Raw genomic sequence first — 25,558 nt, 5'->3', positions numbered from 1 at the left:
AACAAATTCCCCGGAGCACAATTATCCATGGCACGTCAGTTCATCTATCACATGTCGGGGCTGAACAAGTCCTACGGCGCCAAGAAGATCCTCGAGAACGTCAACCTGTCCTTCTATCCGGATGCCAAGATCGGTATCCTCGGTCCGAACGGTGCGGGTAAGTCGACGGTTCTGCGCATCATCGCCGGACAGGACAAGGAGTTCACCGGTGAGGCCTGGCTCGCTGAAGGTGCGACCGTCGGCTATCTTGAGCAGGAACCGCATCTCGACCCGACAAAGACCGCTTTCGAGAACGTCATGGTCGGCGTCGCTGCCAAGACCGCGGTGCTTGAGCGCTACAACGAACTGATGATGAACTATTCTGACGAGACCGCCGACGAAGGCGCCAAGCTCCAGGACGTCATCGACGCACAGAACCTCTGGGATCTCGACAAGCAGGTCGAAATGGCAATGGAAGCCCTGCGCTGCCCGCCGAAGGATTCGGACGTCACGCTGCTTTCGGGTGGTGAACGTCGCCGTATCGCGCTCTGCCGCCTGCTTCTGTCGCAGCCGGACCTGCTGCTGCTCGACGAACCGACCAACCACCTTGACGCCGAGACCATCGCCTGGCTCGAAAAGCACCTGCGCGACTATCCCGGCGCCGTGATGATGATTACCCACGATCGCTACTTCCTCGACAACGTCACCGGCTGGATCCTCGAGCTCGACCGCGGCCGCGGCATTCCATACGAAGGCAACTACTCGGCTTACCTGCTGGCGAAGGCCAAGCGCATGCAGCAGGAGTCCCGCGAAGATGCCGGCCGCCAGAAGGCGATCAGCCGCGAACAGGAATGGATCGCCTCCAGCCCGAAGGCCCGTCAGGCCAAGTCGAAGGCCCGTATCAAGGCCTACGAACAGCTGGTCGATGCTGCCGACGGCATTCGTCCCGGCGATGCGCAGATCATCATCCCCGTGTCCGAGCGTCTCGGCCAGGTGGTGATCGAGATGGAAGGCATCAACAAGGGCTTTGAAGGCCGCACGCTGATCAACGACCTGTCGATCAAGCTGCCACCGGGTGGCATCGTCGGCATTATCGGCCCGAACGGCGCCGGCAAGACGACCCTGTTCAAGATGATCACCGGGCAGGAAAAGCCGGATGCCGGTTCTGTCCGCATCGGTGAAACCGTGCATCTCGGCTATGTCGACCAGAGCCGCGACGCTCTCGACGGCAACAAGACGGTGTGGGAAGAAATCTCGGGCGGTGCCGAAGTCATCAAGCTCGGCAAGTTCGACATGAACTCCCGCGCCTATTGCGGCGCCTTCAACTTCAAGGGCGGCGATCAGCAGCAAAAGGTCGGCAACCTGTCGGGTGGTCAGCGTAACCGCGTTCACCTTGCCAAGATGCTGAAGGCCGGCGGCAACGTTCTGCTGCTCGACGAACCGACCAACGACCTTGATACGGAAACGCTGGGCGCTCTTGAAAGCGCGCTTGAAGCGTTTGCCGGCTGCGCGATCATCATCAGCCATGATCGCATGTTCCTTGACCGGTTGGCCACGCATATCCTCGCATTCGAAGGCGATGGCCATGTGGAATGGTTCGAAGGCAACTTCGAGGATTACGAAGAGGACAAGATCCGTCGTCTCGGCCCTGATGCTCTCAATCCCGGCAGCCAGGCCCACAAGCGCCTGACGCGCTAACTGCGACAGACGCAGTTTGAAGCTTACAAAAACCCGGGGTCGTCCCCGGGTTTTTTTGTAGGAATGCGTGCTCAGCTCCCGTTGCATCTTGCGTGGCAATTTGAAATCACATAAACATATCTTTATATGTTGATTGTGAAGGCGTGTTGTATGGGGTTGGTCCTCGATGAACTGGTAGATGTGTTGAAGACGGCAGGGGAGCCCACACGGTTTCGCCTGCTTGTGCTACTGGCCGCGGGCGATCTGACCGTCACGGATCTGACCGAAATTCTAGGTCAGTCCCAGCCTCGGATCTCGCGTCATCTCAAGCTGTTGACCGAAGAAGCGCTGATCGAGCGATACCAGGAAGGCGCCTGGGCTTACTTTCGGCTGCGCCAGGAAGGGAACGGCGCTGCACTGGTCCAGACTTTGCTCGCATCCGCTTCGCAGGATGATCCGGTGCTCGTGCGCGACCGCGAGCGTCTGACAACTGTGAAAAACCAGCGCTCGGCGAAGGCGCAGGAATATTTCAGCCGCAACGCTTCGCAGTGGGACGAGCTTCGTCGTCTGCATGCCAGCGACGAGACGGTCGAAGAGGCGCTGCTGCGGCTGATCGGCCCATCGCCAGTTGATTCGCTGCTCGATCTCGGCACGGGAACGGGCTGGATCCTGCGTTTGCTGGCAAGCCGCTATCGCCGCGCGATCGGTGTCGACGCCAGCCGCGACATGCTGTCTGTCGCCCGGTCCAATCTCGACGATGCAGGCATCGTCAAGGCATCGGTCCGGCACGGCGACATTCTCAATCCGCCTGTCGAAGGCCAGGATTTCGATCTCATCACCATTCACCAGGTGCTGCATTTTCTCGACCGGCCTGATCTTGCGATCGCCGAAGCCGCCCGCATGCTGCGGCCCGGCGGGCGATTGCTGATCGTCGATTTTGCGCCGCATGCGCTGGAGCATCTGCGTGACGAGCACGCGCATCTGCGCCTCGGTTTTTCCCATCAGGCGATGAACGAGTGGCTGAACAGAGTGGGCCTGGACGTTCAAAAGGTGATCGACCTCAGCCCCGGCCGCGAAGGCGCCCTCACGGTGACCGTGTGGCTTGCCGGCGACCGTCGCCTGCTGATGGCGAAAGCCGACACACCCGCTCTCGCCGAAACCGTTATCTAGGAGCCTGATCATGGATACACCCGCAGCCAAGGCCCCGTTCAAGCTCTCCTACGAGTTCTTTCCGCCGAAGTCCGAGGAGATGCAGACGCAGCTCTGGGAAACGGTCGATGCGCTTGCAGCCTTCAAGCCGGAATTCGTCACGATGACCTATGGCGCCGGAGGCTCCACGCGCGAGCCGACGCTCGCAGCGGTTCAGCGTATGATCAACGATGCCAAACTCCAGACCGCTGCGCATCTGACCTGCGTCGATGCCGCGCGCGAGGAGGTCAAGTCTGTTGTCGAGGAGTACCGGGCAGCGGGCGTTCGTCGCATCGTCGCGCTGCGCGGAGATTCGAGCGCAGGCGTCGGCGCGGCCTATACGCCGCATCCGGACGGGTTCTCCGACACGGCCGATCTCGTTCGCATGCTGGTCGAGTATGGCGACATGGATATTTCCGTCTCTGCCTATCCGGAAATGCATCCGGAAAGCCCGAGCATGGCCGCCGATATCGATACGCTCAAGCGCAAGGCAGATGCAGGTGCCAACCGTGCCCTGACGCAGTTCTTCTTCGACAACGAAGTGTTCGAGCGCTATCTCGAGGCCGTTCATGCGGCGGGCATCACCATCCCGATCGTGCCCGGTATCATGCCGATCCAGAACCTGACTCAGCTGAAGCGTTTTGCGGGCCGCTGCGGCGCCACCGTTCCGGCGTTTCTCGATGCCCGCTTCGAAGGTCTGGACGACAAGCCTGATGATCGTGCCAAGGTGGCGGCCGATGTCGCGGCCGAGCAGATCGCAGACCTGATGCGCCGCGGTCACGATCACTTCCATCTCTACACGATGAACCGCGTCCCGCTGGTCTCAGGTGTGCTGGAACGGCTTGGCCGGCATCCTGACAAGAATGCAAACGTCGGTAACGCTGCGTAGTGCCGACAATGGAAAAAGCGCATGTCCCATGCGGGAACATGCGCTTTTGTAATGCTGCCGATTATCAAACGGTCAGTCCGAGGTATCACCGGTCACCGGTTGCATGCGTTGTTTTGGAATGCGTCTAGATGAATAACATCGAAGCGACGAACACAAACGCAATACCAACCACCAGAACATTGAGAGGGTAGGTTCTTCCCATGTCTGCCTCCTTGCGTTGACTGACAGAGTTTATGTCTGTTTCATGGCAAATGGAAAGAGGGAAACTGTGCTGCGGCGCATCAAGATGCGGCCGAAACCGACCGATCATTTTCCATCTTATTGATTTGACAACGGAAAGCCCCGTTAACGGAAGTTTTCAAAGTGTTAAATATCGCGATCAGACGGTTAACAGTACCGTTTCCAGCGAGGACTACGTCGCTGTTGTGCGGGTGCGAAGGATTCGCCCATCCAGCAGAAGGAGCCCTGCACAGATGACCGCCATGCCGGCAATATCATTCCATTCCAGTCGTTCGCCGAGGAAGAATACTCCCAAAAGAATGGCGCTCGGAGGGATGAGCAGCGTGACGAGGGAAGCGTTGGTTGCGCCGGCCAGTGCTAGGACCCTGAAGAAGATCAGGTAGGCGAGCGCGGTCGAGAGTAACGCCAACGCTACGATAGCCATGACGACGTGAGGAGACGGTGCAGCAAGCGTCCAGGGTTGGTCCGCAACCAGCGAGACCGGCAGTATCATCAGGCTCGACCCCGTGAGCTGTCCCGTGGCCGTCACCGGGGCCGGTATGCCGCGGAAGCGTTTTCCGTAGGTGCCGGCGATACCATAGGAGATCGCGGCGCCGATCGGCAGGAGCAGCGCCCAGAGCGGTGCTGCCGTATCTGTAATCGTGCTCGGGCCGATCAGGATGCAGGTGCCGACAAGGCCTGCAGCGCATCCTGCGAGCTTTGCCCCGGTCAGCTTTTCGTCCGACGTCCACTGGTTGGCGATGATGACGGTCCAGATCGGCGTCGTCGCGTTGAGGATCGAGGCAAGGCCTGCGCCGATCTCCGTCTGGCCGAAGAAGATCAGCGTGTGCGGCAGAGCGTTGTTGAGGAAGCCCATTGCGACAAAGGCGCGCCAGTGGGTGGCAAGGATGGAGTAGGTTCCGTTGCGGCCGTGCAGGTAGATGTGGAGAGCGAGCGCCGCAAGACCGAGGCGCAGAAACACCAGCGTGAACGGCGGTACTTCCTGGACGGCGATGCGGGCGAAGAAGAACGAGCCGCCCCAGAGAAGGCCGAGCACGAACAGCAATGCCCAGGCGACGGGGGTCAGTCTGGCTGCGGCGGATGACATGGAATGCCTTTATTGATGCTGCTCGAAGATAAAACGGGCGGCGGTCAGCGCGCCACCCGTTTCATGTCATGTGATGCAAGGCCCGCTGATCAGAGCGCGGACAGCAAAGCCTGGGTCGGCCAGCCGTCGGCCGGCATGCCGAGGCGTGCCTGTTCCTTCTGGACGGCAACGCGCGTGCCGGAGCCCAGAATGCCATCGATCTTGCCGACGTCATAGCCATGCGCCTGAAGCTTGGTCTGCAGTGCCTTCATGCCCGTATCGTCGAGACCCGGTTCCGGGTTGCCCTTCAGGTAAGGCGGGGCGCCGGAGAGGCGGGTGGCGAAATAGGCGGCAGACGTCGTGTAGATGAACGACTGGTTCCACTGCAGGTAGATGCCAAAGTTCGGATAGGTCAGGAACGCGGGTCCCTTGCGGCCCTGCGGCAGAACGAGTGCTGCCGGCAGATTGCCGAAGGACGTGACGCCGTCGCGCGGCGTGACGCCATAGGAAAACCATTCGCTGGCCGGGATCTCGTTGCCGAGGCCGCTCTTTTCGAAGGGCAGGCTTTCCGGTAGCGTCACTTCCTGGATCCAGGGCTGGCCGGGCGTGAAGCCCATGCTCTGAATGAATTTGGCCGCCGTCAGGATGGCGTCGGGACCGCTCGTCTTGACGTTGATATGGCCGCTGTTGTCGCCATCGACGCCGTGCGCGATGATGTCTTCCGGCAGCATCTGCACCTGGCCGATTTCGCCGGCCCATGCGCCGGTGTTGGTGGCCGGGTCGAGATCGCCGTGCTGGACCATCTCGATCAGCGCGATCAGCTGCGGCCGGAACAGGCCAGGACGGCGGCAGTCATGCGACAGCGTGACAAGCGCGTTGCGGGTGTTGAAATCGCCCTGAACGGCACCGAAATCGGTTTCCATCGCCCAGAATGCGGTGATGACTCCAGGCGCAACACCGAATTCGCTCTGGGCGCGGCCGAACACGTCCGAAAGCTGCTTCATCTTCTGACGACCGATATCGAGGCGGCCCTGGCTGACGGTGCGCTGCGAGAATTCGAGGAAAGTCTGGCGGAAGACGCCCTGCGCGCGGTCGCGTGACAGAACCTTCTGGTCGATCTCGGCGCCTGCAAATGCCTGATCCGCTGCGGCAGCGGTAGCGCCGGCCTTGATCGCGTCAGCCTTGACGCCTTCGAGGAAGGTCGCAAGATCGCCGCCGCAAGGTGCTGCCGGAATTGGCGGAGCGGTCGGCTGAGTGGCTGTCTGGGCAAGGGCGGTGGAAGAGAGGCAGGCGGCGAGAGCACAAGCCAAAGCTGCGCGGCGGACAAGTGTCGAAGACATCAGCGGTTTCCTAAAATCGATTTCTTCCGCGCGACATGGTCACTGGTGGACATGGGCGCAGACCCTCAGGTCGCGCCGGTTTTAGCGTAACGTCAGATACATTGCCAGAGAGCTTGTGCGGGTTAGCACATCAGTCGGCCGACGCAATAAACGTCTTCCACGCTTTGCTGTTTCCGGCAAAGACATTGATATCGGTTGCGCCTTTGACGCCCGGGACAACGCCGGTTGCCGTGTACTGCCAGAACGCCCACTTGCGGTCCGTATAGATCTTGGTCGGATGGGCGGCGACCGAGCGAACCCAGAAATGGTAGTTGGGGAAGGCGCCGACGAGGTTGTCGCGGTGGAAATCGACCGACGTGTAGATGATCGGGCGCTTCCCGTAGTGGGCCTCGATCCTGTCCATGAAGCGTTTCATGCTGGCGCGTACAGTCACCGGATCTGGCTTCAGCTTGCAGGTGGGCGAGGCGTGGTTCCATTCCATGTCCAGCACCGGCGGCAGCATGTTTGCTTCCTTGGGAACATTGGCGATGAACCAGTCTGCCTGATCTTCCGGTGTCGAGCAGAAATAGTAGAAATGATAGGCCGCGTGCGGAATGCCTGCATTGGCGGCGTTGCGCCAATGGGTGGTGAAGGCGGAATCGATGCGGTCCTTGCCCTCGGTGCCCTTGATGAAGACGAAGGCGACGCCGGATTTCTTCACCGTCTGCCAGTCGATGTCGGTGCCGTTCCATTTCGACAGGTCGATGCCGTGAACCTCGTGGCGGCCCGGATGGTTGGCACCGAAATCCTGCGGATCCGTGTCCTTGAACTTCATCTGCCGGACAGAGCCAGTATCGACCAGATCGTAGCTCGTGGACGTACAACCGGACATCAGAAGCGCGGCAGACAGGACGGCAGCAGAAAGAACGGTTGGAAGCCGGGGCATGAAGGTTCCGTGTTAGGGCAGAGACAAAGAGCCTTGTCCGCGATCGAGTGGGCAAAAGGGAGGCGTAGCGTCCCGTTTACCATAAGCTCGTAAAAATTCAGTTAGAAAGCAAGATCTGGAATACGCTTAGTGATTATCCCCGGCGGCGAAGGATCGCCCGCCAGGCATAGCCGCGGCCGATCACCTCGAACATCATGTCGGCCTTTGCCGTTGCGAGACGCTTTTCCAGCGCCTGTTCGAGGGTGGCGCGCGGGGTCACATGAAAGCGGGCGAGCCAGGACTTGAGCGCAGACCCCATGATGTTCGGCAGGTTTTCCTGCTGTCCGAAGTCGACGATATGCAGCGACCCTTGAGGCGAAAGCGCCGCAAGGGCGGCGTCGATCGCCTTCTCCCAGTCTGGGATCATCGACAGGGCATAGGAAATGAGGATCCGGTCGAAACCGTTGACGCCGAACTCCTCCGCCGTGAATGTCGTGGCATCTGCGACCTTCAGAATAGGCTTTATTTCCGTGCCGCGGAAATTCGCGTCTGCCGTCTGGAGCATCTGCGCGGAGATATCGAGGCCGTAAAGTTTCGCGTTCGGGAAAAGCTTGTGGGCGAGGAGAAGGTTGCGGCCGGTTCCGCAGCCGACTTCCAGCACGCTTCCTCCGACTGGCGGGGCAAGGCCTGCGATCGTGCCATCGCGTCCCAGGAGATAGTATTTGCGGGTGAGGTCGTAGATATGCCGCTGGTAGCGGTACATCCGGTCCATCCTGCCGGCATGGCCGATCTCTTCACGATTGGCCGGTCCGAGGTTGCCTGCGTCGGTCTCTGCCATCAGTCGGCCTTTGCGTAGACATGGAAGCCGCCGTAGATGGCGGAGCGGTCCTGCAGGTTGAGGGCCTGCGAGCGCTCGTCGAGATAGGTCCAGCGCGCGGCAAGCGAGGGCGAGAGGCGCCCTTCGATGACGCTGCGCTCGGCGGCCGTCCGGAAGATCACCCGGGCGCCGACAGCGGCCGTCCGGTCGATCTCCGACCAGAGGTCGTTGATCTGCTGGTCGTTCATCCAGTCTTGGGCGTCCAGCAAGACGTAGCGATCGATTGAGCCTGCCGTCTTGCGCTTGAGGAGAGCCGTGAAACTCTCGTGGTGAACGGCGACCCGGTCTGTGGCGGCACGGATCGCCTTGTAGTTGCCGGCCTTGAGATAGGTGGGCAGCGTGCCTTCGTGGGCGGCGGGATAGCGGCGGACGAACGCCTGCCAGGCGAAATAATTGTCCTTCAGAGGAAAATGACAGGCGAGCTTTTCGAGACGCTCCCGCAGCACGGTCGCGATTGAGCCGTTATCGCTGCCGCCGGTCGCCATGCCGGCCAGCTCGTCATATTGCTGCGGCGGAATGCCAAGTCCGAACAGCGAGCTCTTGTTCGAGGTAATCCAGCGGACCAGTTTTCTGTCGAACAGGGGCGCGATCTCTTCGTCGAAGAAGCGGCGCTGATCTCGGACCGATTTGGTCTGCGCCATCTTCGTCAGATCGACGCCATGCAGGCGCGCCAGAAGGTGTCCCGCGCCGATGAACCGGCCTAGAAGACCGGTGCGGTAGATGTTGCGGTCGAACACGGAGATGCGGCGACGGCCGGTGATAGACCGCTTCTGCCAGTAACTGCGGGTTGCGCGATCCAGATTCGGCGCGATCAACCTGTCGAAGGTGACGCTGTTCGATCGTGTACCTTGCGCCGAGAGAAACCTGACGACATCCATATGGCTCGGCAGATGACGGAATGCCGCGAGCTTTAGCCGATTCAGCGCGACATGGTGGGGGTTGAGATCCACGACATCGATGCTGCGCGGATTGCGGGAGAGGTAGGCCAGCATGTTGCAGCCGCCGGAGCCAATGGTGACGATCGCGTGCTCGGCTGAAAGCTCCATTGCTTCCATGTCGACGTCTGGATCTTCCCAGATCTGAGGATAGACGAGACCGGAAAACAGGAGCCCGAACAGCCGTTCCGACAGCCCTTCGCGCGAAAATAGTTTGTGCTGGAGCAGCGCATCCTTGAGCTTCTGATTGCTGGTGAAACCGGTTTCCCTGACGACGTCGGCCATTGCGTCTCTCGCTGCGTGAATTATTTCGCGATCTGTAGAACGCAGGCCTAAACCCGGCATGCTACAGCTGGATGACGCGGGCTGTTGTTGAACAAGGACATTTTGCGCATGCGCCTGATGAAGCGGATTGTGACGGGAACTGGCGGGGCATTGGCGCTTGGTATCGTCGGGGGACTGGCGTGGATCACCATTGCGCCGCCGCAACTGCTTCGGGTCGGAAGCGGCTATGCTGCAAAGATCGTCTGCTCCAACGTGTTTCTGGCCGGACGCGATCCGCAGGAGGTGCTGGCGATCGACGTGCAGGCGCCGGGCAACCCGCTGCTCCTGATGATGCGGGTGACCGTTGACCGCGATGCCGGACGTGTCGATGCCGGGCTGCTTGGCTTCATCGGAACCAATCAGGCAACCTACAGGCCTGGCCTCGGCTGCACCGTTTCGCCGGATGGTTCGGCGTTGCCGCAAGTCGCGCTGCCGCCGCGATCATCACCTTCCGTCGATGAAGCTCCGGCCTGGCCGGTGGGGCAGGGGGTCGAACGCGATCCGCGTGTGATGGCGGTGCTAGAGGATAAGGCACTGACGGGGCCTGGCATGCGGGCGGTGGTGGTCGTCAAAAACGGGCGCATCGTCGGCGAGGCTTATGGAGAGGGCTTCTCGAAGGACACGCCGTTGCTGGGATGGTCGATGACGAAAACCGTCAATGCGGCGCTGATCGGCACATTGATGAACAGCGGCCGGATGTCGCTCGGAGATCGTGATCTTCTGCCAGCGTGGAGCAACGACAAACGACGCGAAATCACGCTTGCCAACCTTCTCGCCATGGAAAGCGGGCTTGGTTTCAACGAGGATTACGGTGCCGTCGCCGATGTCACGCGGATGCTCTACCTCGAACCCGACATGGCCGCGTTCGCGGCCACGATCCCGCTCGAGGCAGATCCGGGCGCGCGTTTCCGATATTCGTCGGGCACCAGCATACTTCTGTCGAAGATATGGATGGACAGGATCGGTGATCGCGCGACGGCTCTTGGCTATCCATCCAGGGCCTTGTTCGATCCGCTCGGCATGACAAGCGCCGTCATGGAGCCGGATGCGGCGGGGACGTTTGCCGGCAGTTCCTATCTCTATGCGACCGGGCGCGACTGGGCACGGTTCGGCCTGTTTCTGGCGCGCGACGGGGTGTGGAAAGGGATGCGACTGCTCCCCGAGGGCTTTGTGCACCTGATGCAGGAGCCGAATGCGCATTCGGGCGGACGGTTTTCGAAGATGCAGACGTGGCTGCCGAAGGCCGATGGTATGCCGCTACCGGCAGATACTTTCTACCTGCAGGGCCACGACGGGCAGACAAGTGCTGTCATGCCGTCGGCTGATCTCGTGGTGGTTCGGCTTGGGCTGACGCCCAGGTCGCTGGGTTACGAACCGGGCTTGCTGTTCGGCGCCGTTGCGAAGGCGACAGGTGTCGCAGGGCTCTGATCGGCCTTCAGCACATGCAGCATGTCGCGACGCTTGGCGTCGTAGTAATAACCGCGGGCATAGAGGCGGATGGCGTTGTCGTTCTTGTTGTCGGCAACGAGCCAGGCGCCGCGGAGATATCGGATCGCGTATTTAAGATTGGTCTCGGCGTCCAGCAGGCCTTCCGGCTTGCCCTGGTAGCCCATCGACTTCGCGGTCGAGTACTTGATCTGCATCAGGCCCCAGTAGCCGTTCTTGTGATAGGCCTTGGGATTGTATTTGCTTTCGCGATGGACGACGCGGTGCACCAGCGATTCCGGCACGCCGTAGAGACCGGCATAGCGCTTGATGAGCTTCTTGAGGTCTGCAGGCGCGTTCGACGCGGTATCCGGCATCGGCTCGCCGGGAGCCGGCGGAAAGTCCTTGATATTGCCCATGGCCGAGACCGCAGCCACAGCGCGGGGAGCGGCTGCATAGGCAAGCGTGGAGCTTGCGGCAGCCGGCGTTGCAGCACCAGCAATAGCGCTCGATGTAAGCGTGGCTGGACGCGGTGTCGGCACGACCGATTGCAACGCCACCATATCCGGCGTCAGTTCTTCCTCGTCGAGCGCGATGGCCTGCGCTGCTGCCGGCTGGATCTGGCCGGACGCAACGGCGGTCGCGACCGGTGGCGACACGAGACGGCTCGACTTCTGGGTCATGACCGAACCGGCTGCCGGCTTGAGCGGCTGCGCGGATGCAAGGCTCACAGGCTGGACCGCGGTTGCGATCGGCGGCGGCGTGAAGGCAACGATCGGCGCCATGGTCGGAGACGCCATGGCGGCATTCTGAGCCGATACGGTTTCTACGGTCGGCGGAACCGGAACGGCAATGCGACCGCTCTTGGCGATCTGCGCCATTGTCTGGCCGGGCGCCATTTGTTGAGATTGATCGGCGGCGGAAGAATTGTACTGGATGACGAGCTGACCGTCAGCTGACGTGGTCTGAGACGGCTGACCGGACGCGACTTTTGTATCGCGCTCAACGCTGGAGCATCCAGCCAGAACGGAAGACATCGCAAGCGCCACAGCAGCTCTACGGCTGACGAATCTGACCACCGTCATCAGGTTGCTCTCATTTGAAATGGTTACCGTACCCGCCAAAAAGTCACCGATTGTGGATTTCCATTAACGTATAAGGCGGCGCCCGGCAAGTCGAAGGACGCTTTCTGTTTCCTCAAGCAGCGATTCGCCGGAAACCAGCCGTCACGGCACGCCTGGCGATGAATACCGTGCCGGGCTTGTTCAAGGCTGGATTGCGCCTCGAAAATCGCTTTGTGCCCCGCAGCGCAAGGCTGGGGATGAGTGCCTGTGCCAACGCACTGCCAGCGATGGAGGCGAGAAAAATCGCCGTCAGCACTTCGGCCTGGAGCGAGAGCGACAGCGAAGGGCGCAGAAACTGTGCAGTCAGCGCGGCAAGAATGATCGCGTATCTGGGGGTGCGAACGCATCGAACGAAGACGTCTGCGAAGATCCGGTCAAACCGCCGCGTCGGCAGATTGTCATTGTCGGCGAGCGGGGCGCGGACCTGTGGGTCCTGGAAGCACCAGAGTACATAGACCATGGCGTAGGCGATGCCGACCCAGCCGATCGCGGTCATGGCCGATGGCGCGTAAAAACAGACAAGCAGTAGCGGCGCGAGGCCCGCGGTGAAGGCGAGACCCAGTCCCAAGGCCAATGCGGGGACCGTCACGACTGCGCTTAGACGGCCGCGCTGCTTGGAATAGAGCGCGACTGTCCTCGTCAGCGGGTTGGGAAGGATGACGAGGGCCACAGCGGTCGCGGCAAATGCGAACCATGTTTCGATCGTCATCACATTCCTCCGGAGCCCACGGCTCTCGTTTGTCGCTCAGCGCGACGCGTTATACGGTTTCGTAGGGCTGGCCGATATGGTCCATCACCTCGCCGAACCATTTTGCCGTCAGATCGAAATGTTTTCCACCCTTGATTCGGGGAAATTCGATGGTTCTCAGTTTTCCGCCCTGGTCTTCATCATGGCCGGTGACGCCGGACACCTTGTTGAGAGCGCTTTCGACCGCAAGATCGACCATGCCCTGGATGAGGCGAAGATCATCACCATTGGCCGGGGCCGAGCGGGCGAAATAGCCTGACTTCTGGACCATCGAGCGTTCGGCGCCGATGAGGCCCGCAAACTGGTTCTGGAACCAGCCGCCGACATTGATCGTGTCGAGCTTCACATGGCCGAACGCATCGCGCTTGACGGTGTCGCCGGCGGCTTCCCGTTCCGCGATGATCGTATTCATGCCGGCACCTTCCGAGACGAAGATCGTCACGGTGCCGCGTTCTTCCATCACGCGCTTCAGGCGTGCCGACTCTTGTTCGAGATCGAACTCCAGTTCCGGCAAATAGAGGCCATCGATGCTTTTCAGCTCAGCATTCATCATGAGGCCGTCGACATACTCGTTGCCCCGGCTCTGCTCGATATAGGCGCGTGCCGTTGCGGCCGTCAGCCAGCCGCAGTGGCGACCCATGACTTCGTGGATCACGAAGGTGCGGGGGGCTGCGGTCTGCTCGTTGCTGACATTGTCGAAGAAACGCGCGCCGACTTCGGCCGCCGTCCAGGCGCCGAGCGACTGGCGGATTGGCACCACATCGTTATCGACGGTCTTCGGAAGACCGACGACGGTGAGGTCATAGCCATTGGCACCGAGGTAAGCCGCGAGATCGGCTGCTGTCGTATTGGTGTCGTCGCCGCCGATCGTGTGAAGGATCGTCACGCCGTCCTTGGCAAGCCGTTCGGCTGCGACCTGCAGTGGGTTGTCGCCTTCCTTGACGAGGCCGCGCTTGACGCAATCGGCGGCGTTGGTGAGCTTGACGCGACTGTTGCCGATCGGCGAGCCGCCGTAACGATGAAGGAGAGGAGCCTTTTCACGCATCTCGGATGTGATCGCGATACTGTCGCCCAAGAGCACGCCCTGGTAGCCGGAGCGGTAGGCAATGATGTCGAGGTCGGGGGCAACATCCGAGTAGCGCTCGATCAATCCGCCGACGGCAGACGAGAGGCAGGGCGCAAGGCCGCCGGCGGTCAGCAGTGCGACTTTCTGTTTGGACATCGATCCTCCTTGATGCGCTCAGGGCGCAAGAAACTGACAAAACGGGATGAATGGATGCGACACCAGCTAGAGCCTGTAAAGTGAATTTCTCAAGAAAATTCCGTCGCTTCGAGGTTTTTCCTGTCCGTTCCCCGATCTAATCGTTTCAAAGAAATAACCAGCCTCGCGGGCTGCCGTGGCACGACAGGGCAGGTCGTTTTCGTCGGCGTTTCGACCCATTGGCCGTCAACGACTTTGTGCCGTTGCCGGACAGACCGGGCTTTCAGCATGATTGTTCGAAAAACATGAACAGAGTTTAATCTTCAGCGGACCGTCCTCAGCTTGCCAAAACGTCGGTTATCTGGTCATTTAAGGGATGATTTTCGATTTCAATTGCCTCCAATTGTCCTCCCTGTGGGAAAGGTTGCTCGGTGCCGTCGGCGATGCCGCGGGCGGTGTGCTCAACCGAGTCGTCGATGCGATCCGCACCATGTTCGAGGGCGATCCGGAAACCCGGCGCCAGGTTTCCTTCTCGGTGGCGATCATTGCCCTGTCTGCAAAGATGGCGAAGGCCGATGGCGTGGTCACCGAAGCCGAAGTGAGTGCCTTCCAGCAGATTTTCGATTTCCCGGCCGAGGAAGCGCGCAACGTTGCACGTCTCTATAACCTCGCACGCCAGGACATTGCCGGCTACGAGGCGTATGCCACGAAGCTTTCGGGGCTGTGCAGCAGCGGCGACATGGAAAACTGCCCGATGCTTGAGAGCGTCGTCGATGGTCTGTTTCATATCGCCAAGGCGGATGGTCTCGTGCATGAGAGCGAGCTGGCGTTTCTGGCGCGCATCGCCGAAATCTTCCGGATCGACGAGGAACACTTCCGCCGCATCATGGCCCGCCACGTGCATCTCGACGGTCGTGACCCGTATCTGGTGCTCGGCGTTTCGCGTGACGACGACTTTTCGGCAATTCGCAAACAGTACCGTCTGCTTGTTTCGGAGCATCATCCCGACCGGCTGATCGCACGCGGCGTGCCGGCAACACTGCATGCGGCTGCGACCGAACGGATGGCCGCGCTTAACGCGGCCTATGAAGCGATCGAGAAAGAGCGCCGCGCGGCATGACAATTCCGGCTTCCTTTGCCGCCGATCATGCCCGCGCCACGGTCGAGCCTTCTCCTAATCATGGGGAAAGGGCAGGCGGGCGCCAGCCGGACATGATCCTTCTGCATTATACCGGCATGCCTGATGCCGACCAGGCGCTGGCATGGCTTCGCAACGAGGCGAGCCAGGTCTCCAGTCACTATTTCATCCATGAAGACGGCCGGATCGTGCAGCTTGTTCCCGAGGCGCGGCGCGCTTGGCATGCGGGCAAAAGCAGCTGGGCCGGCGAAACGGACATCAATTCCTGTTCCATCGGGATAGAAATCGCCAATCCCGGACATCCCGGCGGACTTCCCCATTTTCCGGATATCCAGATCGATGCGGTCGTCGAATTGTGTCGAGACTGCGGCAATCGCTGGGGAATATCTCGGGAACGGGTCGTCGGACACTCGGATGTCGCCCCCATCCGCAAGCTCGACCCGGGCGAAAATTTCCCCTGGCAGAAATTGTATTTTGCGGGGATCGGTCACTGGGTCGAGCCCGGTCAGATCAGCGGCGGCCGGTTTTTCCAGCACGGCGAAAGTGGTCAGCCGATCGAGGACCTGCAGTCGATGCTGTCGCTCTACGGATACGAGATTGAAATCACGGGCACATTCTGTGATCGCACGAAGGGCGTCGTCGAGGCTTTCCAACGGCATTTCAGGCCCGCGCTGGTCGATGGGATTGCCGATTTTTCGACGATCGACACGCTGCATCGGCTGCTCAAGGCACTGCCGAAATACAGCTAGGCGCAAGCTTCGCGAAACTGTCGGAAGCGTTTGCGGACAGGGCTTTTTTGCATTGCCACATGATCTCCTTATTGCGGCTTTCTAAAGAGTTGCTAACGCAGCGTCCCCAGACGGGGGCTGCCAAGATAAACCTACAGGTTCTGTAAACCTCGCGCCGTCGTCCGGCGTCGCGACGAGGGATGTTTGCGTATCACGATATCCCGCGAGCCTGTTGTTCCGGAGATACTTTAGAATTGACTAAGATGACTTGTGCGGTCGCGGCAGGCATTGCCATGCTTTTCGCGGGATGTGGATCTGTGCGTGCCGAAGACGGCGGAGACGTGGTTCGGGTTTATGTCAAACCGCTGACCATTCCCTGGGAGACACGCGAAACCGGGTTTGCTGCCCCGACGGCCACCGAGAGGCAGATGGTTCGCCGGATGCATTATACGACGCTGATCGCCAAATATGCCGATCAATACGATGTGCCGTTCGACCTTGCTGAGGCTGTCGTGCAGATCGAAAGCAATTTTCGCCCGACCGTGAAGGGCAGTGCTGGCGAGATCGGCCTGATGCAGGTGAAGCCGGCGACCGCAAGGCTGATGGGCTACAAGGGCCCTGATTATGGCCTCTACGATCCGGAAACCAACATTCGCTACGGCATGAAGTATCTGGCGGGCGCCCATGATCTGGGTGGCGGCAAGATTTGCGGCACGATCCTTAAATACAATGCGGGCCACGCCGCCAAGCGTATGAACCCGACGTCCAAACGTTACTGTCAGCGCGTCGAGGCGGTTCTTGAAGACAACAAGGACGATGTGATCGAAAAGACCTTCGCGTTCGATTTTCCGCCGAAGGGGTATGCCGTTCTGGCGCCTCTGGTATTCTGATTCCGGAAACGGTTAGAACTGCCTGAAATGAGCGGCAATTCGAGCTAGGGAATCGAAAGGACAGGGCATGGCAGCGCGGTTCAAATACATCATCATCGGAAGCGGCATGATGGGGGCGGCAGCGGCCCGGCATCTTTCCAAATGGACCGATGGTGTGGCGTTGATCGGGCCGGGCGAACCTGACGATTACCAGCGGCATGACGGCGTGTTCGCAAGCCATTACGACGAGGCGCGCATCACCCGGACGATCGATCAGGATCCAGTCTGGGCCCGCCTCGCCAATCGTTCGATCGAGCGCTACGGCGAGATCTCGTCCGAAAGCGGTATCGATTTCTACTCGGAAGTGGGCTGTCTGATGGTCGGGCCTGGGCGCGCCGGACTGCAGTCCTCTGCGCCCGGGCGTACCGGGCAGCCATCCTATGTCGGTCGCGTGCTCGATGCCGCCGGGCGGCTCGGGGTCGAGACCGAAACGCTGGGGCATGATGCGCTTTCGAAGCGGTTTTCGTATTTCGCCTTTCAGGATGGCGCCGAAGGCGTCTGGGAGGAGAAGCGGGCGGGTCATATAAATCCGCGCCGGCTGGTGAAGGCGCAAGTCATGCTTGCGGAGCGCCAGGGTGCCACGCTGATCCCCGAGACCGTTTCGGCCGTAAGCCAGGACGGCGCGATCGTGACCGTGACGACGGCGGAAGGGCGCAGCTACACGGCCGACAAGGTTCTTGTGGCGGCCGGCGGCTTTTCCATCAACGAGGCACTTGTCGGCGCTCGTCTCGATCTCTCAGTCTATGCAAGGACCATCGCGTTCTACGAGGTCGGCGAGGGGGCGATGGAGGAGCTGAAGGCCATGCCATCGCTGATCTGGAAATGGAACGAGGAGGATGACGGGATCTACCTTCTGCCGCCGGTCCGTTATCCTGACGGGAAGACCTATGTGAAGATCGGCGGCGATCCGGATGATCTCCTGCTGCCGTCAGAGCCAGAAATCCGTGACTGGTTCAAGACCGGCGGACGCGAGACGACCCGGCGCCGCCTGACCGACGTGATGGAACGGCTGATGCCGAAGCTCGATCTGTCGCGATCTTCCATGGCAGCCTGCGTCACGTCTTTCACGCCGAACAACTATCCGGCCATCGCCATGACGGCGTCCGACCGGATCGGTGTTCTGACCGGCGGTTGTGGCGCTGCCGCCAAGAGTTCCGACGAGATCGGCCGGCTCGGCGCCGAACTGATCTTTAACGGGTCGATCATCGACGATGGCTATCCGGTCGATTTCCATGCGGAATACCGGTAGGCCTATGGCCTTATCTGCGCATCTCGGCTATGAGCCGCGCGACCAGTTGGCCGGGCAGCCGCACTTTACCAATGCCGAAAGGCGGTAGGGTGAGGAAAGTCCGGGCTCCACGGAAACACGGTGCCGGATAACGTCCGGCGGGGGCGACCCTAGGGACAGTGCCACAGAAAGGAAACCGCCCCGCTTTCTGATCGACCGGATGACGCAATGCGTCAAGGGTCGATGAGATAGCGGGGTAAGGGTGAAAGGGTGGGGTAAGAGCCCACCGCGCGACCGGTAACGGAAGCGGCATGGTAAACCCCACCGGGAGCAAGACCGAATAGGGATGACGCGGGACGTGCGACAGTACGTCTACAGCCTGTTTCCGGGCCAGTCATCCGGGTGGGTTGCGCGAGGCGACGTGTAAACGGCGTCCCAGATGAATGGCTGCCACGTTCCGGTGTTCGCACCGGGGCCATACAGAACCCGGCTTACAGGCCAACTGGTCACTACTCTCTTCTGATTCGTCAATTGTGCCCGTCCCCGACGGGGCAATCTGACATGCAAATTGCCCGATTTCGGTGCCGCTTTTTATATGAGCAGGCCGGAAAGCGCCTTGCGTTTCCGGCTCTTAGCAACTGTCAAAATATCACTTGCGAAGGGTCGCAAAGGCAGTTTCTCCAAAGCGCTCAATAACCCTTTGTTAAACTTAACAGCTTATAAATAAATCCGAACATGGAGGAGCTTGCAGGGCCTCTCCCATTGACGCCCATATGGTCCCATGGTATCCCAAATTCGCACTGCACAAGGGCATTTTGCCCATCAAATCAAGAGTTTCGATCTCACAATCGGGCAAGCGTCTGCTTATCCGCACGGATCTCCCTTGTTTGAATCTAAGCAGTCTGGCGGGAAGTTTCCCGTGTCTTTTGCGAACGGGGCGGGTGTTTGTTGCGATGAGCCGCTTCCTGTCGAATGCGACGAACAGGATCGATACGAAGGGGCGGGTCTCTGTGCCTGCCGGCTTTCGCGCGGTTCTTTCCGAGCGCGGAATTCAGGAGCTCTACTGCCTCCAGGATTTCATCTATCCGGCGATCAGCGTCGGCGGTCCGGATCTGCTCGATCGCTACGAGCGGCAGATTGCGTCCGTCGATCCGTTTTCACCGGACGCCAACAGGATGTCGCTGCTGATTCACGGCGGCGGTGTCTTCATGAGGCTCGATGCGGAAGGCCGGCTGATGGTCTCGGATTTCATCCGGGATTTCACGGGTATCAGCTCGGAAGTCACTTTCGTCGGGCGTTCGGATCATTTTCAGCTTTGGCAGCCGCAAGCATTTCACGAGGCGCAGGCGGCAGCACGGGAGGGACGTTTGAGTTCACGTCCCGCATAGTACAGGAGAGCGGGATGTCGGCGAATCCAGGCGAAGGTCAAACTGAGCCCGAAGGCGGACCGGTTCGCCATATTCCAGTTCTTCTGCACCAAGTGGTGGAGGCGCTTCAGCCTCTTCCTGGTAAGGTCATCCTTGATGGCACCTTCGGGGCGGGCGGTTATTCGTCCGCCCTGCTGGCTGCCGGTGCTGACGTCATTGGCCTTGATCGCGATCCTTCCGCAATCGCCAATGGACAGGCGCTCGTCGCCGCGCATGCCGGTCGCCTCTCTCTCATTCATTCACAGTTCTCGCAGCTTGCCGATCATGCGCCGGAAGGCGGGCTCGATGGCGTCGTGCTCGATATCGGCGTGTCCTCGATGCAGATCGATGAGGCCGAGCGCGGCTTCTCGTTCCAGCGCAACGGTCCCCTCGACATGCGCATGTCGAGCAATGGCGTATCGGCGGCTGATGTCGTCAATCGCGCCAAGGTCGGCGATCTCATCCGCATCTTCGGCTTTCTCGGCGAAGAAAAGCATTCCGGTCGTATCGCACGTGCCATCGAAAAGCGCCGCGTGACCGAGCCCTTCCGCACGACGCGCGATCTCGTCAATCTCATCGAGAGCGTCAATCCGCGTAAAGCCAAGGACAAGATCCATCCGTCGACGCGTGTTTTCCAGGCGCTGCGCATTTTCGTCAACGACGAACTCGGCGAGCTGGCACAGGCGCTGTTTGCCGCCGAGCAGGCCTTGAAGCCCGGTGGCCGGCTCGTGGTCGTCACATTCCATTCGCTGGAAGACCGGATCGTCAAGCAGTTCTTCGCCGATCGCTCGTCCAAGACCTCCGGCTCCAGGCATCTGCCGATGGTTGCGGTGAAGGAAGCGATCTTCGATCCGCTCGGCAAGGCGATGGTGGCGGCAAGCGAGGAGGAGGCAGAGATCAATCCGCGCGCCCGTTCCGCCAAGCTGCGCGCCGGTATCCGCACCGAAGCAAAATCGCGTGGCTCCGACATGTCGATCTTCGACCTGCCGAGCCTCGCAAGCCTTTCGACATTGGGGGTCTGACGGATGTTGAGAAGCTTCGATCTCGTGCTGATCGGCGTCATGACGGCAACGGCTGTCGTGACCTATTCGATCAAGCATCGCGCCGATGAGAAACTTGAAGAGGTCCGGCGTCTCGAAACCGAGATCAGGCTCGAGAAAGATACGATCGATCTCTTGAGGGCCGACTGGGCGCTTCTAACCCAGCCGAACCGTCTTCACCGGCTGATCGGGGTCTATGGCACCGAGCTCGGCCTTGGCGCGACCGATACGACGCAACTCGCCATGCCCAAGGAATTGCCGATGATGAAGTCGCGTCTGCCGCAGCCCGAGACCACCATCGAGGACATCATTTCCGGCAAGGACAGCGAAGTCGCAGCGGCGCTGAAGGGCGTCGAGGCTGCAAAGTCCAGGCCTCCGTCCAAGATACCGGTGCCGAAAAACCGTGGTGCTTCCACTCTTGATGTTCATTCAACCGGATCGGTGAGACGCTGATGTCCTTCCTGTCACGAATCATGGTTTTGAAGAGCAGGGCGCATTTTTCGGCCGGGGGCCGTGGGCGCCCGTCGATGCGCGGTGCGTCGTTCGAAGGCACCCGCAAGCGCAAATCCGCTCAGGCCAAGAACCGCGTCGGTCTCCTGATCGCCGGCTTTGTCGCGTTCTACGGCGTCATCGGCGGACGTCTCGTGCAATACGGCTTTGCGATGCCTGAGGTAACGTCGAGCATTCTGCCGGCAGACCGGTTCATGGCGTCGCGCCCGGATATTGTCGACCGCAACGGCGAGGTGCTGGCCACCGACATCCGCACCGTCTCGCTGTTTGCCGAGCCGCACAAGATCGTCGACGCCGACGAGGTGATCGAAAAGCTCGCGACCGTGCTGAACGATCTCGACGTGAAGGGCACCTATACGAAGCTTCGTTCCAATTCGCATTTCCAGTGGCTGCGTCGCCAGCTGACCCCGAAGCAGCAGAGCCAGATTCTGGCGCTCGGCATCCCGGGCATCGGTTTTCGACCTGAGAAGCGCCGTTTCTATCCCGGTGGCAGAACTGCTGCGCATCTCGTCGGTTACGTCAATATCGACAACCGCGGCGTCGCCGGAATGGAACGCTACATCGATTCCCAGGGTCTCGCGGACCTTGCGGCCGTCGGCATGACCTCCGATCAGCCGCTTGAGCCGGTCAAGTTGTCGATCGATCTGCGCGTCCAGGCAATCGTTCAGCAGGTCGTTGCCGAATCGATCGGCAAATACTCGGCGATCGGTGCAGGCGCCGTCGTCATCGACGTTCACACCGGTGAAATCCTCGGCATGGCATCGGCGCCGGATTTCGATCCGAACGACCCGAACGGCGTGGACGCTGAAAAGGGCTGGATGAACCGCATGTCGAACAGCACGTTCGAAATGGGCTCCACCTTCAAATCCTTCACGCTCGCCATGGGTCTCGATGACGGCAAGATGAACCTGCAGAGCTCGTTCGATGCGCGCTTCCCGATCCGCATCGGCGGTTTCACCATCAAGGACTTCCATGGCAAGGGGCGCGTGTTGAGCGTTCCGGAAATCTTCCAGTATTCTTCGAACATCGGCACGGCGAAGATCGCCGACATGGTCGGCATTGCGGGACACAAGGACTTCCTGACGCGGCTTGGACTTCTCAGCCGGATGAAGACCGAACTGCCGGAAATCGCGATGCCAAGTCAGCCGCGCGAATGGAAGAAGATCAACTCCATCACCATCTCGTTCGGTCACGGCGTGTCGACAACGCCGCTACAGACGGCTGTTGCCGGTGCGGCACTGGTCAACGGCGGCAAGCTCGTTCCGCCGACATTCCTGCCCCGCACCCAGGCGCAGGCCGACGAGATCGCCACCCAGGTCATGAAGCCCACGACCAGCAAGGACATGCGCTTCCTGTTCGAATGGAACGGCATCAACGGATCGGGCCGCAATGCGCGCGTGGCCGGCTTCAATGTGGGCGGCAAGACCGGAACGGCGGACAAGGTCGTCAACGGCCGCTACGCCCACGACAAGAACTTCAACGCGTTTCTGTCTGCCTTCCCGATGGACAATCCGCGCTATGTCGTCCTGTCCTTCAGCGACGAGCCGAAGACCGACAAAGGCAATGGCGCCGCGCTTGCTGCGATGTCCGCAGCACCCATGGTCAAGGAGATCATCGCGCGGTCTGCTCCCATTCTCGGTGTAAAGCCAAAATTCGGCAATGACGGTTCTGCCCTGCTTGTGTCTTATTGAGGATCAAGAACGGGCCCTCGATTCGTGAGGGAGCCTGCTGTTAGATGGAAAGATTACCGATGAAACTGCGCGATCTTGCCGGAGACGATTTTCCGGAAGCGGCCGATATCCTGGCTGGACCAGCCGGTGATGTGGATATTCTCGGTCTTTCCTCGGACAGTCGGCAAATCGCCGAGGGCATGCTGTTTGCAGCTCTTGCTGGATCCAAGGCAGACGGGTCGCGCTTTGTCGACGATGCCGCCGCCAAGGGTGCGGTTGTCGCCATCGCGTCCCATCCGGCAGACAGCAGCATCCCGGTTGTGGTCGTGGACAATCCACGTCGCTTTCTGGCAATCGCTGCCGCTCGGCTGTATGGCGCTCAGCCGGAGACGATGGTTGCGGTAACAGGCACTGCGGGCAAGACTTCGGTTGCGTCCTTCACCCGGCAGATCTGGGCCTATGCCGGCCATGCGGCTGCACAGATCGGTACGACGGGCGTCGTCTCGCCTGATCGCAACGATTACGGCTCACTGACCACGCCTGATCCCGTCGAGCTTCAGAAGCTACTGGCGGAACTCGCGTCCGAAGGCGTCACCCACGCGGCGATGGAAGCGTCCAGCCACGGTCTCGACCAGAGCCGTCTCGACGGCGTCAAGCTGTCAGCTGTCGGTTTCACCAATCTTGGCCGCGACCATATGGACTACCATCCGACCGTCGAGAGCTACATGGCCGCCAAGATGCGGCTGTTCGATACGCTGGCACCTGCGGGCGCTCCGGCCGTGATCTTTGCCGACGACCGCTGGACTGAAACTGCGATCGAGGTGGCACTTGCTTCAGGCCTCAGCATCCGGACCGTCGGGCGCAAGGGCGGTTATCTCTGCCTGAAGCGTGTCGAGCACTTCCGTCACAAGCAGACCGCGGAGATCCATGCGGACGGCAAGATCTATGAGGTCGATATCCCGCTTGCGGGGGACTTCCAGGTCGCCAATGCGCTGGTTGCCGCAGGACTTGCGATGTCGACCGGCGTTCCGGCCGCTGTTGCCATGGCAGCGCTTGAAAAGCTCGTCGGCGCATCCGGCCGGCTCGAGCTTGTCGGCCAGACGAAGGATGGCGCGCTTGCCTATGTGGATTACGCCCACAAGCCCGATGCTCTCGAGAACGTTCTGAGCTCCGTGCGTCCGTTCACCACCGGCCGCGTGGTCGTTGTGTTCGGCTGCGGCGGAGATCGCGACAAGGGCAAGCGTCCGATCATGGGAGAGATTGCCACCCGCCTTGCGGACGTGGTGATCGTCACCGACGACAATCCTCGCTCCGAGGAGCCAGCCACGATCCGCTCCGAGATCATGGCGGCAGCGCCGGGCGCGGAAGAGATCGGCGACAGGGCAAAGGCAATCCGTCACGCGGTCGGACTGCTCAAAACTGGCGATACGCTGATCGTTGCCGGCAAGGGGCATGAGGAAGGACAGACGGTTGGGGCAACGACATTGCCGTTCTCCGATCATGTCGAAGTGCGCAAGGCATTGCAGGATCTGGCGGAGGGCGTAGCATCGTGAGCTTTCTTTGGACCTCGCAGGAAATGGCCACGGTCATGGACGGCCGGCCGATCGGGCAGATGCCGGAAGGCGTCACCGGTCTTTCGATCGACAGCCGCGGAATCACCGAGGGTGAAGCGTTTTTCGCCATCAAGGGTGACCGGGTCGACGGGCATGACTATGCCAGCATGGCGATTGCCAACGGTGCATCGCTGATCGTCGTTTCAGAAGCGAAGCTGCCGGCAATGGGCCGTCTGACGATCCCGATGATCGTCGTCGAGGACGTGCTGGCCGCACTCGTCAAGCTCGGGATCGCGGCGCGTGACCGCAGTCGCGCCCGTATCGTTGCCGTGACAGGTTCGGTCGGCAAGACGACGACAAAGGAAATGTTGCGCCATGCGCTTGCCCCGTCCGGCAAGGTGCATGCGGCCGTCGCCTCGTTCAACAATCACTGGGGCGTCCCGCTGACGCTCGCACGCATGCCGTCCGATACGGATTTCGGCGTGTTCGAGATCGGCATGAACCATGCCGACGAAATCCGGCCGCTGGTCAAAATGGTGCGCCCGCATGTGGCGATCATCACGACGATTGCTGCCGCCCATCTCGGGCATTTCAACAATCTCGAAGAGATCGCCGCCGCCAAAGCCGAGATCCTTGAGGGTATCGAGCCCGGCGGGGCTGCCATCCTCAACCACGACAATGCACAGTTTGCGCTGCTGGAACAGAAAGCCCACGAGTTGGGCGTCAGCCATGTCATGACGTTTGGCCAGCATGCAAAGGCCGACTATCGCCTTGCCGATTTCGAGGGCAATGCCGAGAGCTCCGTTATCTGGGCCGTTCTCAATGGCGAGACGAAGGAGTTCGTAATCGGCGCACCTGGCCGCCACATCGCCGAAAATGCCATGGCAGTTTTAGGAGCGGCGCTCCTCCTCGGTGCTGACATGGGCTCGGTGGGGCAGGCGCTGGCCGAACTCAAGGCCGTCAAGGGCAGGGGACAGCGCCATCGTCTCGGTATTGGCGAAGGCCATTTGACGCTGATCGACGAGAGCTACAACGCTAATCCTGCCTCCGTTCGGGCCGCGATCTCCCTGCTCGCAGCGACAGCACCGGAACTCACCGGTCGCCGCATTGCCGTCCTCGGCGACATGCTGGAAATGGGCGAGTTCTCGGCCCAGGTGCACGAAGAGCTGGGCGGGCCATTGCTCGCCTCCGGGATCGAGCACGTCTGGCTCGCCGGCAAGGAAATGGCCGCTCTGCGGGATGCGCTGCCTGATAGTGTCGACGTACAGTATTTCGAAACGACGGACGCACTGACTGAATACGTCGTGCGCTCCGTCATTCCCGGCGACGTGCTGATGGTGAAGTCGTCACTTGGGCTTGGTTTCGGCAAGATCGTTGCCGCGCTGCTTGACAACTACCCGGCTTTTTCCGACACGGACCGCCAACCTTAAGACGACGCG

General features: G+C 60.7%; 22 protein-coding genes and 1 other RNA gene. 15 read left to right on the top strand and 8 right to left on the bottom strand.

Going from position 1 to position 25,558, the window contains the following annotated elements; genetic code table 11:
* Positions 1–27 precede the first annotated feature (27 nt).
* The 3 genes from ettA (at position 28) to metF (ending at position 3,733) form a co-directional block, all read left to right on the top strand.
* Entirely contained in the window at positions 28–1,677 is a 1,650-nt protein-coding gene (ettA, locus tag ACQY1P_RS15245; RefSeq protein ID WP_062456108.1) for an energy-dependent translational throttle protein EttA, read from the top strand.
* 150 nt (positions 1,678–1,827) lie between these two features.
* Positions 1,828–2,826, top strand: coding sequence for an ArsR/SmtB family transcription factor (locus ACQY1P_RS15240; protein WP_062456111.1), 999 nt, complete (start codon positions 1,828–1,830; stop codon positions 2,824–2,826).
* A 10-nt stretch (positions 2,827–2,836) separates the two neighbouring features.
* The gene (gene metF / locus ACQY1P_RS15235; protein WP_113167056.1) at positions 2,837–3,733 is read left to right on the top strand and encodes a methylenetetrahydrofolate reductase [NAD(P)H]; all 897 of its coding nucleotides are present in this window, start codon (positions 2,837–2,839) and stop codon (positions 3,731–3,733) included.
* A gap of 412 nt (positions 3,734–4,145) precedes the next feature.
* Here the strand turns inward: metF and ACQY1P_RS15230 are convergent, their stop codons facing one another.
* The 5 genes from ACQY1P_RS15230 to ACQY1P_RS15210 all read right to left on the bottom strand — a co-directional run bounded on the left by ACQY1P_RS15230 (position 4,146) and on the right by ACQY1P_RS15210 (position 9,380).
* Positions 4,146–5,060 carry a DMT family transporter gene (locus ACQY1P_RS15230; RefSeq protein ID WP_430254155.1) on the bottom strand — a complete coding sequence of 305 codons (915 nt, stop codon included), beginning with the start codon at positions 5,058–5,060 and terminating at the stop codon, positions 4,146–4,148.
* Positions 5,061–5,149: 89 nt separating this feature from the next.
* On the bottom strand, positions 5,150–6,379 hold the full coding sequence (locus ACQY1P_RS15225) for a lytic murein transglycosylase (protein WP_062456124.1): 1,230 nt from the start codon (positions 6,377–6,379) through the stop codon (positions 5,150–5,152).
* 130 nt (positions 6,380–6,509) lie between these two features.
* Positions 6,510–7,304, bottom strand: a complete 795-nt coding sequence (locus ACQY1P_RS15220) for a glycoside hydrolase family 25 protein (RefSeq protein ID WP_113167058.1) — start codon at positions 7,302–7,304, stop codon at positions 6,510–6,512.
* A gap of 133 nt (positions 7,305–7,437) precedes the next feature.
* The gene (locus ACQY1P_RS15215) at positions 7,438–8,121 is read right to left on the bottom strand and encodes a class I SAM-dependent methyltransferase (protein ID WP_244508751.1); all 684 of its coding nucleotides are present in this window, start codon (positions 8,119–8,121) and stop codon (positions 7,438–7,440) included.
* Complete coding sequence (locus ACQY1P_RS15210; protein ID WP_430243161.1) at positions 8,121–9,380, bottom strand: DUF3419 family protein; 1,260 nt, start codon at positions 9,378–9,380, stop codon at positions 8,121–8,123. Before ACQY1P_RS15210 ends, ACQY1P_RS15215 begins: the two co-directional genes overlap by 1 nt.
* Positions 9,381–9,488: 108 nt before the next feature.
* Here ACQY1P_RS15210 and ACQY1P_RS15205 point away from each other — a divergent pair, with 108 nt between their 5' ends.
* The gene (locus ACQY1P_RS15205; protein ID WP_430254152.1) at positions 9,489–10,847 is read left to right on the top strand and encodes a serine hydrolase domain-containing protein; all 1,359 of its coding nucleotides are present in this window, start codon (positions 9,489–9,491) and stop codon (positions 10,845–10,847) included.
* Here ACQY1P_RS15205 and ACQY1P_RS15200 read toward each other — a convergent pair.
* From ACQY1P_RS15200 to ACQY1P_RS15190, 3 genes are all read right to left on the bottom strand, one after another.
* The gene (locus tag ACQY1P_RS15200) at positions 10,787–11,929 is read right to left on the bottom strand and encodes a transglycosylase SLT domain-containing protein (protein ID WP_430254150.1); all 1,143 of its coding nucleotides are present in this window, start codon (positions 11,927–11,929) and stop codon (positions 10,787–10,789) included. The two genes, ACQY1P_RS15205 and ACQY1P_RS15200, sit on opposite strands and share 61 nt — an antisense overlap.
* Before the next feature lie 112 nt (positions 11,930–12,041).
* Entirely contained in the window at positions 12,042–12,677 is a 636-nt protein-coding gene (locus tag ACQY1P_RS15195; RefSeq protein WP_062456138.1) for a hypothetical protein, read from the bottom strand.
* Between the two features lie 49 nt (positions 12,678–12,726).
* Positions 12,727–13,938 (bottom strand): pyrophosphate--fructose-6-phosphate 1-phosphotransferase, encoded by a 1,212-nt coding sequence (locus ACQY1P_RS15190; RefSeq protein ID WP_062456140.1) that lies wholly within the window; start codon positions 13,936–13,938, stop codon positions 12,727–12,729.
* 355 nt (positions 13,939–14,293) lie between these two features.
* Here ACQY1P_RS15190 and ACQY1P_RS15185 point away from each other — a divergent pair, with 355 nt between their 5' ends.
* The 11 genes from ACQY1P_RS15185 to ACQY1P_RS15135 all read left to right on the top strand — a co-directional run bounded on the left by ACQY1P_RS15185 (position 14,294) and on the right by ACQY1P_RS15135 (position 25,549).
* Positions 14,294–15,037, top strand: coding sequence for a J domain-containing protein (locus ACQY1P_RS15185; RefSeq protein ID WP_062456142.1), 744 nt, complete (start codon positions 14,294–14,296; stop codon positions 15,035–15,037).
* Positions 15,034–15,804, top strand: a complete 771-nt coding sequence (locus ACQY1P_RS15180; RefSeq protein ID WP_430254147.1) for an N-acetylmuramoyl-L-alanine amidase — start codon at positions 15,034–15,036, stop codon at positions 15,802–15,804. The genes ACQY1P_RS15185 and ACQY1P_RS15180 overlap by 4 nt, the downstream gene beginning before the upstream one ends.
* A gap of 242 nt (positions 15,805–16,046) precedes the next feature.
* Positions 16,047–16,673, top strand: a complete 627-nt coding sequence (locus tag ACQY1P_RS15175) for a lytic transglycosylase domain-containing protein (RefSeq protein WP_062581112.1) — start codon at positions 16,047–16,049, stop codon at positions 16,671–16,673.
* Positions 16,674–16,740: 67 nt separating this feature from the next.
* A complete protein-coding gene (locus tag ACQY1P_RS15170) occupies positions 16,741–17,961 on the top strand; it encodes an NAD(P)/FAD-dependent oxidoreductase (protein ID WP_430254145.1) in 1,221 nt (406 codons plus the stop codon).
* Between the two features lie 42 nt (positions 17,962–18,003).
* Positions 18,004–18,450, top strand: an RNA gene (gene rnpB / locus ACQY1P_RS15165) — RNase P RNA component class A.
* A gap of 443 nt (positions 18,451–18,893) precedes the next feature.
* Positions 18,894–19,328, top strand: a complete 435-nt coding sequence (gene mraZ, locus ACQY1P_RS15160) for a division/cell wall cluster transcriptional repressor MraZ (RefSeq protein ID WP_062457964.1) — start codon at positions 18,894–18,896, stop codon at positions 19,326–19,328.
* Positions 19,329–19,342: 14 nt separating this feature from the next.
* Entirely contained in the window at positions 19,343–20,368 is a 1,026-nt protein-coding gene (rsmH, locus tag ACQY1P_RS15155; protein WP_062456153.1) for a 16S rRNA (cytosine(1402)-N(4))-methyltransferase RsmH, read from the top strand.
* 3 nt (positions 20,369–20,371) lie between these two features.
* Positions 20,372–20,839, top strand: a complete 468-nt coding sequence (gene ftsL, locus ACQY1P_RS15150) for a cell division protein FtsL (RefSeq protein WP_062456155.1) — start codon at positions 20,372–20,374, stop codon at positions 20,837–20,839.
* Positions 20,839–22,587 carry a peptidoglycan D,D-transpeptidase FtsI family protein gene (locus tag ACQY1P_RS15145; RefSeq protein ID WP_062581106.1) on the top strand — a complete coding sequence of 583 codons (1,749 nt, stop codon included), beginning with the start codon at positions 20,839–20,841 and terminating at the stop codon, positions 22,585–22,587. The genes ftsL and ACQY1P_RS15145 overlap by 1 nt, the downstream gene beginning before the upstream one ends.
* Positions 22,588–22,646: 59 nt before the next feature.
* Positions 22,647–24,119 (top strand): UDP-N-acetylmuramoyl-L-alanyl-D-glutamate--2,6-diaminopimelate ligase, encoded by a 1,473-nt coding sequence (locus ACQY1P_RS15140; protein WP_430254143.1) that lies wholly within the window; start codon positions 22,647–22,649, stop codon positions 24,117–24,119.
* Positions 24,116–25,549, top strand: a complete 1,434-nt coding sequence (locus tag ACQY1P_RS15135; protein WP_430254141.1) for a UDP-N-acetylmuramoylalanyl-D-glutamyl-2,6-diaminopimelate--D-alanyl-D-alanine ligase — start codon at positions 24,116–24,118, stop codon at positions 25,547–25,549. Before ACQY1P_RS15140 ends, ACQY1P_RS15135 begins: the two co-directional genes overlap by 4 nt.
* Positions 25,550–25,558: the final 9 nt, after the last annotated feature.

This window comes from Neorhizobium sp. DAR64872/K0K18, assembly GCF_050500175.1.
Taxonomy (GTDB): domain Bacteria; phylum Pseudomonadota; class Alphaproteobacteria; order Rhizobiales; family Rhizobiaceae; genus Neorhizobium; species Neorhizobium soli.
The sequence above is the reverse complement of the archived record's forward strand: the minus strand, read 5'-3'. Positions and strand labels throughout refer to the sequence as shown.